Source organism: Streptomyces triticirhizae, assembly GCF_003696235.1.
Classification (GTDB): domain Bacteria; phylum Actinomycetota; class Actinomycetes; order Streptomycetales; family Streptomycetaceae; genus Streptomyces; species Streptomyces triticirhizae.
On record NZ_RFFJ01000011.1, the window covers coordinates 18984 to 32646 of the forward strand.

General features: G+C 73.7%; 11 protein-coding genes. 5 read left to right on the forward strand and 6 right to left on the reverse strand.

What is annotated here, in order from left to right:
- Positions 1 to 318: 318 nt before the first annotated feature.
- Entirely contained in the window at positions 319 to 834 is a 516-nt protein-coding gene (locus EBN88_RS04115; RefSeq protein WP_122182405.1) for a flavin reductase family protein, read from the reverse strand.
- Positions 835 to 1313: 479 nt separating this feature from the next.
- Here EBN88_RS04115 and EBN88_RS04120 point away from each other — a divergent pair, with 479 nt between their 5' ends.
- Positions 1314 to 1931 (forward strand): TOPRIM nucleotidyl transferase/hydrolase domain-containing protein, encoded by a 618-nt coding sequence (locus EBN88_RS04120; RefSeq protein WP_122182406.1) that lies wholly within the window; start codon positions 1314 to 1316, stop codon positions 1929 to 1931.
- A 24-nt stretch (positions 1932 to 1955) separates the two neighbouring features.
- Here EBN88_RS04120 and EBN88_RS04125 read toward each other — a convergent pair whose 3' ends face one another.
- The gene (locus tag EBN88_RS04125; RefSeq protein ID WP_122182407.1) at positions 1956 to 4733 is read right to left on the reverse strand and encodes a GNAT family N-acetyltransferase; all 2778 of its coding nucleotides are present in this window, start codon (positions 4731 to 4733) and stop codon (positions 1956 to 1958) included.
- Positions 4734 to 4926: 193 nt separating this feature from the next.
- Positions 4927 to 5895, reverse strand: a complete 969-nt coding sequence (locus EBN88_RS04130; protein WP_233580442.1) for a polysaccharide deacetylase family protein — start codon at positions 5893 to 5895, stop codon at positions 4927 to 4929.
- A gap of 119 nt (positions 5896 to 6014) precedes the next feature.
- On the opposite strand from EBN88_RS04130, the gene EBN88_RS04135 reads away from it, so the two are divergent.
- The 4 genes from EBN88_RS04135 to EBN88_RS04150 all read left to right on the forward strand — a co-directional run bounded on the left by EBN88_RS04135 (position 6015) and on the right by EBN88_RS04150 (position 10401).
- Positions 6015 to 6374, forward strand: a complete 360-nt coding sequence (locus EBN88_RS04135) for a MerR family transcriptional regulator (protein ID WP_122182408.1) — start codon at positions 6015 to 6017, stop codon at positions 6372 to 6374.
- Positions 6375 to 6522: 148 nt separating this feature from the next.
- Positions 6523 to 8472, forward strand: coding sequence for a molecular chaperone HtpG (htpG, locus tag EBN88_RS04140; RefSeq protein WP_122182409.1), 1950 nt, complete (start codon positions 6523 to 6525; stop codon positions 8470 to 8472).
- Positions 8473 to 8691: 219 nt separating this feature from the next.
- The gene (locus EBN88_RS04145) at positions 8692 to 9270 is read left to right on the forward strand and encodes a DUF1648 domain-containing protein (RefSeq protein ID WP_122182410.1); all 579 of its coding nucleotides are present in this window, start codon (positions 8692 to 8694) and stop codon (positions 9268 to 9270) included.
- Positions 9271 to 9345: 75 nt separating this feature from the next.
- Positions 9346 to 10401, forward strand: a complete 1056-nt coding sequence (locus tag EBN88_RS04150) for a LacI family DNA-binding transcriptional regulator (protein WP_122182411.1) — start codon at positions 9346 to 9348, stop codon at positions 10399 to 10401.
- An 80-nt stretch (positions 10402 to 10481) separates the two neighbouring features.
- On the opposite strand, the gene EBN88_RS04155 is transcribed toward EBN88_RS04150, so the two are convergent.
- From EBN88_RS04155 to EBN88_RS04165, 3 genes are read right to left on the reverse strand one after another with little or no spacing between them, the layout of a single operon-like run.
- Complete coding sequence (locus EBN88_RS04155; protein WP_122182412.1) at positions 10482 to 11174, reverse strand: DUF6461 domain-containing protein; 693 nt, start codon at positions 11172 to 11174, stop codon at positions 10482 to 10484.
- 58 nt (positions 11175 to 11232) lie between these two features.
- The gene (locus tag EBN88_RS04160) at positions 11233 to 12735 is read right to left on the reverse strand and encodes a glycoside hydrolase family 32 protein (protein ID WP_122182413.1); all 1503 of its coding nucleotides are present in this window, start codon (positions 12733 to 12735) and stop codon (positions 11233 to 11235) included.
- Entirely contained in the window at positions 12732 to 13637 is a 906-nt protein-coding gene (locus EBN88_RS04165) for a carbohydrate ABC transporter permease (RefSeq protein WP_122182414.1), read from the reverse strand. Before EBN88_RS04165 ends, EBN88_RS04160 begins: the two co-directional genes overlap by 4 nt.
- Positions 13638 to 13663 lie beyond the last annotated feature (26 nt).

A 13663-nucleotide genomic window follows, 5' to 3' on the forward strand; every position in this document is an offset into this window, starting at 1 on the left:
GGTCCCTCGGGGGAACGCGCCCCTGGGTGGGCCGCGTTCCGATCATTCTCCGAAAGATCTCGGTTGTTGCTTTACTTTTCTCGTCCCGGGGCTGGGGCGGGGAAAGCCACTGATAAGCAAGCGCTTACTTAACCGGTAAACTAATCCCCGGGTGGCGCTCATGTCAAGGCGAAGTCGCGCGCGCTGGCCATGTTTTACACGACGATGGGAATGGCCCCGTGGAAAACGTTCCTCCACAGCAGAATTGATGTGGAGAATGGCGCGCACCGTGTGGACTAAACCGATCCTCCCCGTGGTTCTCGATGTTCCCGTGGTTTGTCAGATGGCGGTTTCGGGGCCGAGTCGGTGATAGGTGCGATCGACGAAGACCAGGGGACTGGCATCGGGGCGCACTTCCGCTTGGAGCGCGAGCAGCGATATCAGAAAGCTGCCGCCCACCGGCGTGCGCTCCAGCACGCGGGCGCGAATCCAGGAGTGCGCGCCCTCGATCACGGGCTCCCCGGTGGGCAGCGTGAACCAGCCGCCGGCCGCGAAGCGGTCAACGCCCCGGGTGGCGAAGCGGGCCGAGACGTCGTCCTGGTGGTCGGCGAGCAGGCTCACGGTCAGGGTGTCGACGGCGGCGATCGCCGGGGCGGACGAGGAGGTGGCCGCCAACGAGAAGGCGAGCAGCGGCGGTTCGGCCGAGACGGAGATGACCGAGGTGGCGGTGAAGCCGACCGGCCGCCCCTCGTGCGACATGGCGATCACGGCCACCCCTGCCGGGTGCCGACGGAAGACCGACTTGAACGCCTCGCCGGTCAGGTGCCGCGCGTCGAGCTGTTCGCCGGCGGTCATCGGGCACCTCCCGCCCGCGTCGCCCGGGCCCTCGCGGTGAGGGTGTTCCCCCTCGAGGACGCGGGTGCGGGTGCGGTGGCGCGAGGGGGTGTGACGGAGAGCGAGACGAACGGCTCGACGGACAGCACGACGGAGTGATCGGCGGACAAGAGGGTTCCTCTCGGTCGGGGTCGGTCGGGGTCGGTCGGGGTCGGTCGGGGCGGGTGGCGGGGAGTCGGGGAGCGGATCGGGCGGGCTCGGGGCTCGGTGCGGTGCGGGGAGCGTGTTGGTCGTATCAGTTCACCAGAGTGAGGGTGGCCACTAGAGCGCCAGTCCAGGGCGCGCCTCGGCGTGCGGTGTTCCGGGGCGGCCCCCCGGAGTGAGGATGCCCCCGGCGGGCGCGGCGCCACCGCGCGCCGCGCGCGGTCAGGCTCGTCGTTCGGCGCCGCGCGGACGGTAATTCCCTACCGGCTCGGCCGGGCGGGGCGGAGACTCGTCCCATGGCTGATATGGACGCGTTCCGGGAAGCGGTCGTCGCATGGGTGGCCGGCGGCCCCGGCGAGCCGGTGCACGAGCTGGCCGCGCGGCTGCCCGTGCGGGCGGTCGTCCTGGTCGAGGGCCCGAGCGATGTCGAGGCGGTCGGCGCTTTGGCCGAACGCCGGGGTCGGAACCTGGCGGACGAGGGGATCTGCCTGCTGTCGATGGGCGGGGCGATGAGCGTCGGACGGTTCGCCGGCCTGCTCGGCGCACCCGGTCTGGGCCTCCGCCTGCTGGGGCTGTGCGACGAGGCGGAACGCCCCTACTACGCCCGCGCCCTGGGGCCGGTCGACGGGGCGCGGCAGTCGTTCTTCGTCTGCGCGGCGGACCTGGAGGACGAGCTGATCCGGGCGCTGGGCGTGACGCGTGTCGAGGAGTTGGTCAGGGAGGAGGGCGAACTGCGGGCACTCCAGATCTTTCTCCGCCAGCCGGCGCAGCGGGATCGCGACGCCGGGCAGCGGCTGCGGCGCTTCATCGGCACGAAGTCGGGTCGCAAGATCCGCTATGGCCGGGTCCTGGTCGAGGCGCTCGACCAGGACCGGGTGCCCGCTCCGCTGGACGAACTGCTCACCAGCCTCTGACGTCTCCCCGGCCGCCGCCGTCGCTCACCCGCGCGCCGATCCCCGTTCCCGTGCGGCCGCGCCCGGTTCCCGTGCCGCCGGTGCTCGTTCCCATGCGGCCGGGGCTCGTTCCCGTGCGGCCTCGCGGGTGAGGAAGGCCAACCGGGCGCGTTTGTCGGGGAGTTCGATGACCGGGCCGAGGAGGAGGCCGGTGCGCAGGGCGCGTTCGACCGCCGGGCCGTTGCCCAGGTCGGGCTCGGCCACGATGCGCCGCACGCGCGGATCGGCGAAGACGAACTCGATCAGGCACGGGATCAGCCCGCCCGTGAAGCCCCGGCGCAGCGGGCCCCTGGGCGGGGCCAGCAGCAGGTGGACGCCCAGGTCGCCGGGGGCCACCGGGTAGTGGGCGCCCACCTCGTCGGCCGCCGGGTCGTAGGTCTGGAAGAGGCCGACCGGCACGCCGTCGCGGTGCACCAGGTAGGAGTGGTGGCTGGGCAGCGCGTCGAGGTACTCGTAGATCTCCAGCACCTCGATCGGCTCGGCGCCGACCATGCCCCAGAACGCGGCGCGTTCCTCCGTCACCCAGCCGTGCAGCAGCGCCAGGTCGGCGACGGGATCGACGGGGACGAGGCGCACCGTGCCGAAGCCGGGAACGTCGCGTTCGTAGGCGGGAGTTCGGGGAACGGCGGTGTCCCGGCCGACGGCGAGGCTCGCCTCGTGGGTGAGGCGCGCCGGCTCCGTCTCGACGGGGAGGAGGCGGCCTGCGGCCCAGAGCGGCGTCTGGTCGTGGTGGTGGGGGTGGTCGGCGGTGCCGTGCGCGCCGAGTGGAACGATCCAGCGGCTGCGCGTGCGGTCGCCCAGGTCCCAGACGTAGCGGGCGACCGGGCAGCGGGCGCTGGTGTCGGTGACCCCGGGGACGCTGCCGGTGGCCAACACGCAGTCGTGGTCACCGGCCAGCGGCACGTCCAGGGCCGGACCGTTCGTCGAGGGCAGCGGGCGCCACAGGGCGAGGCGGTGGCGTTCGCCCCACGTTCCGTGGTCCGCCCCCTCGTTGGCGACCGCCTCCAGCGCCTCGCGGACGAGGGCGGCGGGGTCGAGGTCGGGCACCACGCCCGGGGTGAGCAGGGTCTCCAGGGCGAACGCGATCCGGGGCCCCAGCTCCAGCCAGGGCCGCAGCGGCGCGGGGCAGCGCGGCCCGGGCCGGCCGGAGGAGGGACCGGGGGCTTCGGGACGGGTGCCGAGCGGTTCGGTGCTCAGGGTCGCCAGGGGCGCGAACGTGGGGTGCGCGGCGAGCCGGCGCGCGCAGGTGGCGCGCAACGCGGCGTAGGCGGCGGCGTCGTGGGAGTCGGCGTCCATCCGCCGGTCCCAGGCGAGCAGCCGCCCGGCCAGGGCCTCGGCCGCCGGGCTCAGCCCGTCGAGGTCGGCCAGCCGGTCGAGCATGGCGGGGGCGCCGCCGGAGAGGGTGTCGCCGTGCACTCGGGCCGTCTCGTCGGCCGTCCAGTCCCGTCGTGGCCGCAACAGCTCGGTGATGCGTCGGTGTTGGTGGCCCGGCAGGAACTCGACGCCCAGCGGGGCGGCGAGCCCACGCTCGTTGGCCATCACCGCGAGGCCCCCGGCGACCTCGGCGCGCGGCGCGGGCTCGTAGGCGTCGGGGCGCCAGGCGTGGCGGGCGTCCCAGGCGGGCACCGGGCGCAGCCGGTTCTCGGGGTCGCGGACGGGAACGCGGCCGGCGACCCGGTGCAGCGTGCCGCCCTCGGTGTCGGCGGCCAGCAGCACATTGACCGGTTCCACCCAGTCCTCGCAGGCCGCGTCCACATCGGCCACCGTTCTGGCCCGCAGCAGCCTGGGCAACGTGGCGAAGCCCAACCGGGCGGTGACGCGGGGAACATGGCGCAGGCTGAACGCCTCGGCGTCCTCGGGGCCGCCGAAGAGCACCGGGCCGCGCTCGGTCTCCCACACGTCGATGGTCACGGGCGCCGCGCCGGCCACGGTCACCGTCTCCAGGCCGTGGAGTGCGGGCTCCCAGCCGTTGGGGCCGAGCGCCTCGGCGCCGTCGTCGGTGCGGCGGAGCCGTTCCCGGTAGAGGTCCTGGTAGTCGGCCATGGCGTGGGTGATGGCCCAGGCGACGGTGCCCGCGTGGCCGAAGTGCGGCAGGCCGGGGACGCCGGGGACGGCGAGGCCGAGCACGTCGAACTCCGGGCAGACCAGGCGTATCTGCTGGTAGCAGCCCGGGTCCTCGGCGTAGCGGTGGGGGTCGCCGGCGAGGAGCGCGGCGCCGGTCGCGGTGCGGTCGCCGGTGAGCAGCCAGCCGTTGCTGCCGGCGGTGCCCGGGGTGCCGGCGGTGAACCAGGCGACGGCCTCGGGGCCCAGGCGGCGGGTGACCTCGGCGCGCCAGAGCTTGGCGGGCAGGCCGGCGAAGAACAGGTGGGTGGCGAGCCAGACGCCCAGCGGGACCCAGGGCTGCCAGCGGCCGGGGGGCGTCCCGGTGGCGACGAACTCCGGCGCGCGGCGCGCCGCTTCGGGCAGCGCGGAGTTGACCCCGTCGGTGTAGGCGGTGACCCAGTCGCGGGTGGCGTCGTCGAGGGCGAGCAGGCAACGGCGTGCGGTCTGGGCGAGTTGGGCGCGGCGCACCAGCACGTCCCAGTCCAGGGCGGGCGGACCCAGGACGGCGGCGCACGTTCCGCGCAGCCTGCGGTGTTCCATCTCCAGTTGCCAGGCACGGTCCTGGGCGGCCAACCGGCCCTGGGCGTAGGCCAGTTCTCGGGCGCTGTCCGCGCTGAGCGAGGGGATGCCCCAGCTGTCGCGGTGGATGTGGACGGTCACGGGGCCCTCGGCTCTCTCGCGGACCACAGGGGATAGTTAGGGGAGGCTAACCTAACTTATGGTCGTTCGGGGAGGGTGTGGAGATCGAACGGTCGTGGAGCCGTGAAGGGTTCGGTCCGTGGGGGCCGGAGACCCTGGCCGGACAGGGCCTCCGGCCCTGGTCAGCCGGGGCGCGGGGCGCGCGCCAAACCGGTCAGGCGGCCGCCGGAGACGCCGGCGCCCCCTGAACATGGGCGGCGATCTCGTCGCTTGTCGTCAGCCAGACGTCCGGATGGCCGGCGACGAGGGCGAGCGCCTCGTCGAGATAGCGCGAGCGGAACGCCTGGCCGATCACGAACGGGTGCAGCGCCAGCGGAAACACCCGGCCGCCGCCCGCCGACTCGGCGAGCAGCCGCTCCAGTTGGTCGCGGACGATCCGCACGAACTCCGGGCCGCTGACCCGGCCGCCGACGAAGAGGGTGATGTCGTTCAGCTCGACCGAGTACGGGACGCCCCACATCCCCGGCACCCGCAGCGGGTACGGCTGGTCGTCGTTGGTCCAGTCGAGCAGGTAATCCAGGCCCAGTTCGGCCAGCAGCTCCGGGGTGTGGAACGTCTCGGTCAGCGCCGGCCCCAGCCAGCCACGCGGCCGCCGACCGGTGGCCCGTTCGATGTCCGCCACCACCCCGGCGAGATAGCGGCGCTCCTCCTCGCGCTCCATGCCGGCCTGGAACGTCGAGTTGTTCCTGCCGTGCGCCACCCAGGCCCAGTCGCGCTCCCGGCCGGCCCGCACGATCGCGGGATAGCGCTGGCCCGCCTCGGAGTTGAGCATCACGCTGGCCCGCACCCCGTGCCGGTCCAGGATCTCCAGCACCCGCCAGAAGCCGACGCGCGGACCGTAGTCGCGCCAGCCGTAGTTGAGCGGGTCGGGCACCAGGGGCGCGGTGTCGGGGAAGATGCTGGTGGCGGGGCGGTCCACGCGGTAGTGCTCCACGTTCAGCGCCACATGGAACGCCACCCTGGCCCCGCCGGGCCAGCGCAGCGGCGGCCGCTCGACGATGGGGCTGTAGTCGTAGAGTCGCTGGTGGCCGTGGCCCTCGGGCCCCTCGGGCTCCGGGGGCGCGGGGTCGGCGGCCCGGGGCTCGGCGGCGCGAGGTTCGGCGGCGGGGGAGATGTCGGACACGGGAGCCGTCCCTTCGTGGTCTGCGTCTGCGGCGGCTTGCCCGGCCCATCGTCGAACCCTCACACTCGTGTGAAGGTAAAGCCCGACGGCGGTGAGCCGCGTCACATGCGGGAGAACCCATGCGGATAGGGGAGTTGGCGGAGCGCACCGGGACCTCCCGGCGGCTGCTGCGGTACTACGAGGAGCAGGGCCTGATCACCCCCCAGCGCTGCGCCAACGGCTACCGCGCCTACGGGGAGGAGTTCGTCGACCGCGTCCAGCAGATCCGTGGACTGCTCGACGCGGGGCTGCCCACCCGGATCATCCGGGAGATCCTGCCCTGCCTGAACCGGCCACGGGACATCCACTTCACCGACGCCACCCCGGAGATGCTCGCCCTGCTGGAGCGCGAGCGCGACGCGATGACCCGTCGCATCGAGCTGTTGACCCGCAACCGCGACGCGATCGGCGCGTACCTCGCGGCGGTCCGCGACCGCTGACGGCGCCGGCACCGCCCCGACCCGTAGGGAAGGCCCGATGGACGGCGGTGACCTCGCCTAACATCACTGACGGTGGCCCCCGCCGGCACCTGACGCGGGGGGCGCCAGGCTTCCACAACCGTGCGACAGACGTGAGGAATCCACGACCATGCCGACCGAGACGTTCGAGTTCCAGGTAGAGGCGCGCCAGCTCCTCCAGATGATGATCCACTCGATCTACTCGAACAAGGACGTTTTCCTGCGCGAGCTGATCTCCAACGCCTCCGACGCGCTGGACAAGCTCCGCATCGAGTCGCTGCGCGACGACTCGCTCAACGCCGAGGTGGACGATCTCCACATCGAGATCGAGCCCGACCGGGAGGCTCGCACCCTCACCGTGCGGGACAACGGCATCGGGATGTCGCGGGACGAGGTGGTCCAACTCATCGGCACCATCGCCAAGTCGGGCACGGCCGAGCTGCTGGCGCGGCTGAAGGAGGCCAAGGACGAGACCGCGGCCGAGGGGCTGATCGGACAGTTCGGCGTCGGCTTCTACTCCAGCTTCATGGTCGCCGACGAGGTCAGTCTGGTCACCCGCAAGGCGGGGGAGAGCCAGGGCACCCGCTGGTCCTCCACGGGCGAGGGCGGCTACACCGTCGAGACCGTCGAGGACGCGCCCCAAGGCACCGCCGTCACCCTGCGGCTCAAGCCGGAGGACGCCGAGGACCAGCTCTTCGACTACACCTCGCCCTGGAAGGTCAGGGAGATCGTCAAGCGGTACTCCGACTTCATCACCTGGCCCATCCGGATGGTCACCGAGGCGCCCAAGGCCGAGAAGGCGTCGGAGACGGAGGACGCCGAGGACGCCGAGGGCGGCGAGAAGGCCCCGGAGCCCGAGACGCTCAACTCCATGAAGGCCCTGTGGGCCAGGTCGCGCAGCGAGGTCAGCGACGAGGAGTACCACGAGCTGTACAAGCACATCAGCCACGACTGGACCGACCCGCTGGAGACGATCCAGCTGCGGGCCGAGGGCACCTTCGAGTACCAGTCGCTGCTGTTCCTGCCCGCGCACGCGCCACACGACCTGTTCTCGCAGGCCAACAAGCGCGGGGTGCAGCTCTATGTGAAGCGCGTCTTCATCATGGACGACTGCGAGGCGCTCGTCCCCGAGTACCTGCGCTTCGTCAAGGGCGTGGTGGACGCCCAGGACCTGTCGCTCAACGTCTCCCGGGAGATCCTCCAGCAGGACCGCCAGATCCAGCTGATGCGCCGCCGGCTGGTGAAGAAGGTGCTCTCCACCATCAAGGAGATGATGGCGAACCGGGAGGAGAACTACACCACCTTCTGGCGGGAGTTCGGGCGCGTCGTCAAGGAGGGCCTGCTCAACGACCCCGACAACCGCGACGCGATCCTCAGGATCTGCTCCTTCGTCTCCACCCACGACAAGGAGCGACTGACCACGCTCGCGCGGTATGTCGAGCGGATGAAGGAGGGCCAGAAGCACATCTACTACATGACCGGCGAGTCCAGGACCGCCGTGGAGAACTCGCCGCACCTGGAGGCCTTCCAGGCCAAGGGCCTTGAGGTGCTGATCCTGACCGACCCCGTCGACGAGGTGTGGGTCGGGGCCGTGCCCGAGTTCGAGGGGAAGCAGCTGCGCTCGATCGCCCAGGGCGAGGCCGAACTGGACGCCGAGGAGGAGCAGGGCGAGGAGGCGAAGGCGGAGAAGGAGCGGCAGCGCGCCGAGTTCGCCGAGCTGCTGACCTGGCTCGGCGAGCGCCTCAGGGACGAGGTGAAGGAGGTGCGGCTCACCTCCCGGCTCACCGTCTCCCCGGCCTGTGTGGTCACGGACGCCGGCGATGTGACGCCCGCGCTCCAGAACCTCTACCGCGCCATGGGCCAGGAGGTGCCGCAGAGCAAGCGCATCCTGGAGCTGAACCCGGAGCACGGGCTGGTCACCGGCCTGCGGAAGGCCCACGCCACCGACGCCGACGACCCGGGCCTCGGCGAGACCGCCGAACTGCTCTACGGGATGGCCCTGTTGGCGGAGGGCAGCCAACTGGCCGACCCCGCCAGGTTCGCCAAACTGCTGGCCGAACGGCTGGAACGCACCCTCTGACGCCCGCTCCCTCGCCCCGTCTCGCCCGCCGTTCCCGCCCGCAGGGCCCAGCCCCCGGGCGGGAACGGCGAACGGCCGGGAGCGGCGGGGCGGTCGGCCCGGGCCAGGCGGAAGGCCAGCACGGTCGCCCACCGGTGCGTGTCCGGCTGCTCCCGGGCGCCCGGGGCCGCCCGTCGGCGCGGGAGGGGTGGCGGACAGGCGCTCGGGTAGGGGCAGGACATGGGCACGAGGGAACGCGGCGGACGGACGGGGGCGGGCGCGCTCTGGTGGTGGGCGGCGCCGAGCGTGGTGTTGTTGGTCGGGATGGCGCTCTGGGGGATCGTGCGCTACCCGGAGCTGCCCGAGCGCATCCCCCAACACGTCGGCCCGGGCGGGGTGGACGCCTGGGGCGACCGGAGCGTGGGACTGGCCTTCCTCCCGGTGTTCGTCTACGCGGGGCTGACCGCGCTGCTGACCGGCTGCGTGTGGGGGCTGCTGCGGGCCACCCCGCTGGACGCGATGCCGGCGCCGAAGGACCGCTGGGCCCAGGCCATGGCCGTGGGCAACAACCGCCCCGCCAGCGCCGCTTCGGCCCGGGCGATGGCCAGGGCGCTGCTGACCACCAACGCGCTGGTCGGCGTCGCCCTGCTGCCGATGGCGTGGGTGCAGTGGCGGGAGACCCAGACCACCTCTGTGCCGGGATGGCTCACGGTGGCGATGCCGCTGGCCCTGGCGCTCTCCGTGGTGCCGCCCTGCCTCGCCGGCTGGCGTGACAGCCGGGAGAAACGGGCGCTGCGCGAACTCCGGCGGGCGGCCTGAGAGCCGGACCGGCCGGGCCGTTGGCCCCGAGGCCGGTCCGAAGGCCGATGCCGCGGGTCGGGATACCATGCCGGGGTGGCTGGCAGTGGTGAGGGCGCGGGGCGGCGCAGGCCGACCTCGCGGGACGTGGCCAGGCTCGCCGGGGTCTCCCACACGGCGGTGTCCTTCGTCTTCAACGGACGGGCCGAGGGCAACCTCTCCGCCGAGACCCAGGCACGCATCAGGGACGCGGCCGAGCGGTTGAACTACCGGCCCAACCCCGTCGCCCGGGGGCTGCGGCGGCGCCGCACCGCCGTGATCGGGATGGTCACCGACCACATCGCCTCCACCCCCTTCGCCGGGGCGCTGCTGCGCGGCGCGATGCGCACCGCCTGGGAACGCCAACACCTCGTGCTCACCGTGGACTCGGCCGGCTCCCCGGAACGCGAGGACGCCGCCGTCGCCGAACTGCTGGACCGCCGGGTGGACGGGATCATCTACGCCGCGATGTCGCTGCGCAGGGCGCGGCTGCCCGCCGGGCTGGACCAGTGTCACACCGTGCTGGCCAACTGCCTGCCGGCGGACGGCTCCCTGCCGGCCGTGATCCCCGCCGAACGGGCCGGCGGCCGGGCCGCCGCCCGGCTGCTGATCGACGCCGGGCACCGCCGACTGGCCCTGGCCGGCGGCCTCGACGACATCGCCTCCGGCGAACGGCTGCGCGGCTACCGCGACGCGCTGCGCACCGTCGGCCTCCGGGCCGCCCCCGAGACCATCGTCCGCACCGGCGGCGAGATCGCCGGCGGCTACCGGGCCGCGCTCCAACTCCTCCAGGGGGTGCCGGCGGCCCGCCGCCCCACCGGCATCGTCTGCTACAACGACCGCGTCGCGGCAGGGGTGTTGCTCGCCGCCGCCCGGCTCAGCCTGTCCGTGCCGGGCGACCTGTCGCTGGTCGGCTACGACGACCAGGAGCACATGGCGGCCTTCCTCGATCCGCCGCTGACCACCGTGGCCCTGCCCCACGAGGCAATGGGGGAGGTGGCCACGGGGCTGCTCCTGGACGCCGTCGAGGCCGGCACCCCGCCACGCGTCGAGACAACGGCGCTGCCCTGCCCGGTCGTCACCCGGGGCTCCGTGGGACCGGCCCCCGACTGACCTCGGGCCGGCCCACCACCGGCGGCCCCACGCCCACACACGCCTCACGCCCCGGGCCCACACGCCCGCCACCGACCCGGTCACGACACCGCCCCCTCGGGCCGGGGCCCGCCGAGCCCCGGCCCCGCCGCCACGCCCTGCGGCCGACCGCGCCCCGGCGCTGAGACACCGGGGCCGATGCCCACCGGCGGCGCCGGCGGGGAGACGGCCCCCACCTCGGCCGAGACCAGCCAGCCCCACTCCACCTGCTCCCGTGGCAGCCGCGCGCCCAGCGCGCCCTCCGCCAGCGCCAACAGCCGCGCGCCCGCGCCGGCCCACTGACCCGCGACGGGCTCGTCGTCCAACAGCCCCACCCGCCACGGCCAGTCCCCGAGCGCCCCCGCGTCACGCCCCGCCGACACCGACTCCCGCGTCGCCACCACCTCGCCCCCCTCGGCGAAGGCGAACGCCCAGCCGCCGTCGGCGGCGCGCGACAGCACCAACGCCCGCGTCCCGCACGAGACCCGACGCAGCGTCTCCCGCCCGGAGCCGTGGACGCCGGCGCTCTCCACCGCGTAGGCCCAGCCCTCGTGGAGCCCGGCCCGCGCCACCGAGAGCCCCCAGGCCAACCGCGCCTGCGCCTGCTCGGCCGCCGCCGCGTCCCGCCGCCGGAACGTCGCCGGGTCGGCGCCCATCCGTGTCAACAGCTCCCTGGGGGCCAGCCGGTGAGCGAAGGTCACGCGGAAGCCCGGCTCACAGAAGGCGTCGAGCCAGGCCAATCCGGGGTCGATCACAGTGCGTCTTGTATCCATGCGCGTATGGTGACATGCCGCACTGACAACGGAGCGTTGATCAGCCCCGGTTGGCCCCCGTGATCACCGCCGGGGAAGCGTCCCGAAGCGCCCACGCCGTCGCCGAGAAGGCGGCGCCGGGACCCGCCGCCCGAACCCGCAGCGCCGGTCGGTCGCCCGGGCGGTGATAGACCCGTTCCGTCGCCACCGCGCGCCCCTCGCCCGCGAACAGCTCCAGCACCGAGCCGTCCCGCCACACCCGCACCGTCAACGAGGCGGCCGGCGGCACGGACAGGGTCAGCGGACCCGCGTCCGCCGGCCGGCCTCCGCGTTCCCTGGGCCAGTCGGCGCGGCGCAGCTCGACGGTCCCCGCGCCCGGATCGAGCAGCAGGGCCAACGCCCCGCCGCGTTCGTCCCTGGCCAACTCCACGCGCACCGACGCGTGTTCGGCCGTGACCGACACCTCGTAGGCGTCCGGCAGCGGCACCGGGCCCAGCGGCTCCCGGCCCGCCCCGACGACCAGCGGTTCGCCGGCCCGCAGCGCCTCCACCTCCCGCGCCGGAACGACGCGCAACGTCCCGTCCCCGTGGACGCCGACCTCGCGCGGCAGGGTCAACAGACCGGCCCAGCCCGCCTCAGCCACCGCGCTCTCGCCCCGCGCCTCCCAGGACCAGCCCCACAGCAGGGTCCGGTCGGCGTCGGCCCGCACCGCCGGGGCGTAGCAGTCCCGCCCGCCGTCCACCGGCCCCCCGGCCTCGGGGAGGAACGCCAGCCCCGGCCCCGTCGGCCCCGCCACCTCCCGCAGTGTGCCCGAGAGCCAGACCACCGACTGCGGGTCGCCGTTCCACAGCGACAGCACCAGCACCCACCGTTCGCCGTCGCCCGCCGCGAAGAGCTGCGGGCACTCCCACCCGGTCGCCGGCCCGGAGCCGGAGGAACCAAAGGAAGCAGAGGAACCGGAGGAAGCGAGGGAACCGGCGCCCGGGGACCGCCCGTCCAGCAGCACGCCGGCGAAGCGCCAGTCCGTCAGCCGCTGACAGTCGTACAGCAGCACCGAGGGCGTGCCGTCCGCGTGCCCGGCGCCCACCAGCGCCCAGCGCCGCCCGCCGTGCCGGAAGACGAACGGGTCGCGGAACATCACCACGTCCAGCCCCTCCGGCGGTCCGGCGAGCACCGGGAGCGGCGACGGCTTCCACTCCCGCAGCAGCGGGTCGTCCGGCTCGGCGGCCCGCGCCAGCAGGATCGTGCCCAGGCCCGTGTGCCGCTCGTCCACGCCGGTGTAGACGGCCGTCGGCACCCCCTCGTCGTCCACCACGCACCCCGACCAGCAGCCGGCCGCGTCCGGCCCGCCCGGCGTCGGGGCCAGCGCCACCGGATGGTGCTCCCAGTCGAGCAGGTCGGCGCTGGAGGCGTGCCCCCAGTGGATGTTCCCGTGCCAGGGCCCGTCCGGGTTGTGCTGGTAGAAGAGGTGGTGGCGACCGCGCCAACGGAACGGCCCGTTCGGGTCGTTGGCCCAGCCGGCGGGCGGCCTGAGGTGGTGGCGCGGATCGTGCGGACGGGTCACCTGTTGACTCCTGCGGAAGTGATGCCCTCGCGCAGAGGGCGTTGACCGACGACGAAGACGAGCACCGCGGGGATCATCGAGAGCACCACGCCGGCCAGCACCACGGAGACGCTGCCCGTGCCGAGGTTGCCCTGGAGGGAGACCAGCCCCAGCGGCAGGGTGAAGTTCTCCGTGCTGGTCTCCAGGATCAGCGGGCGGAAGAACTCGTTCCAGTGGTAGTTGAAGGCCAGCACCCCGATGATCGCGAGGCCGGGCGTGGCCAGCGGCGCGTAGACCGAGCGGAAGATCCGCCAGGGCCCCGCGCCGTCGAGCATCGCCGCCTCGCCCAGGTCGCGCGGCATCCCCAGGAAGTACTGGCGCATCAGGAAGGTGCCGAACGCGGTCGGCCAGGCCGGCACGATCAGGCCCAGCAGGGTGTCGGTGAGCGACATCTCCTTGAGCAGCAGGAAGACCGGCACGATGGTCACCTGCACCGGCACCATCATGGTCGCCAACACCAGCCCGAACAGCGGCCCCTTGAAGCGGAAGTCGAGCCGGGCGAAGGCGTAGCCGGCCAGCGCCGCCGTCACCATCTGGCCGCCGGCCACCAGCGCGGTCACCAGCGTGCTGTTGAACGCCAGCAGCCACACGTCGAGTTGCTCGAAGACCTGCCCGTACGCCTCCCCGGTGGCGTCGAGCGGGACGGGTCGGGGCGGCAGGTCGAAGGACTCGGCCGGCGCGCGGAGCGAGGTGGAGACCGTCCACAGCACCGGCCCCAGCGTCAGCAGCGCCACCACGGTCAGCCCGACGACCCGGCCCACCAGGCCGGCGCGTGGGCGGCGGCGCGCGCGGCGCGCGGGAGGGCGCGAGGACCGCTCCTCGGGCACGGCGGGAACGGCGGGTTCGGCAACGGTCGTGGTCATCTGTCAGACCCCCGGCTCATGATGGT